This is a genomic window from Lelliottia jeotgali (genome assembly GCF_977070485.1).
This window is the reverse complement of record NZ_CDRVFO010000047.1, coordinates 1-792: the sequence shown is the minus strand read 5'-3', so window position 1 is coordinate 792 and position 792 is coordinate 1. Positions and strand designations below refer to the sequence as shown.

The following is a 792-nucleotide window of genomic DNA, read 5'->3' as shown; positions in this document are numbered from 1 at the left end:
GTTGCCGGACCTCCGCCATTGGACGTCAGTTATGCCGAAGCGCTCAGCAGCAGGCCGAGAGACTTTTCTGATATCCGAAGCAGTGAACTTAGGGATGACTCCAACGCCGGCTTCGCAGGCAGCCCAGTGCCAGGCCTCAGCGTTATCCATCCTCTCGGCGCGGACGATGAATTCGCGAGCTTCTCCATGGAGGTGATAAGCGACCACATAGATGTTACTGACGGGCATTTACTAGTTCCTTCTAGCGAAGCCAGATCGGCCAACATTCCTTTTAACCCCTAGGGATTCCGGGGGCAAGCATCCGGCCGGTTTAACGCCGGAGCACAATTCTCACGTACGGAGCAAGCAAATGGACCCGACCGACCTGGGCCCAGGCACAGCCACCTGGCTGGGCGGTAGTGGCATCGTTGTCACGGGCGCATTGCTATGGGTGCGCCGCTTCCTGTCCAAGGACGCTGCTGATCGCGCTATGGACAATGCCGATATCGGCACTGTCCGCCGGCTTAATGAACTGCTCGATTCCGAGCGAGAGGCCCGAAAGCTGGCCGAGGCCCGCGCCGATCAGTTCGCCAAGGAGCGCAACGAGTTGGCAGCAGCAGTTGGACGGATGGAAGGAAAGATTGAAGCGCTCACGTGTCAGGTGGGCCAGCTCACTGAGAAGGTGACCACGCAGAGCGCAGAGATCTCCCGGCTGCGTGCACAGCTTGGAGGTACAGCCTGATGGACAAATGCGCTTTGGAATTCATCGCTCGACGCTGGTGGCGACGGGCAGAGGTGTGGGTCATCGCTGTG

At 59.5% G+C, this 792-nt stretch carries 2 protein-coding genes; one reads left to right on the top strand and one right to left on the bottom strand.

Annotated elements, in window-relative coordinates:
• The coding region (locus ACW4TB_RS27505) for a DUF6555 family protein (RefSeq protein ID WP_238784034.1) at positions 1–228 on the bottom strand (228 nt) is incomplete at its 3' end.
• Between the two features lie 121 nt (positions 229–349).
• On the opposite strand from ACW4TB_RS27505, the gene ACW4TB_RS27500 reads away from it, so the two are divergent.
• Positions 350–721, top strand: coding sequence for a chemotaxis protein (locus tag ACW4TB_RS27500; RefSeq protein WP_009685286.1), 372 nt, complete (start codon positions 350–352; stop codon positions 719–721).
• Positions 722–792 lie beyond the last annotated feature (71 nt).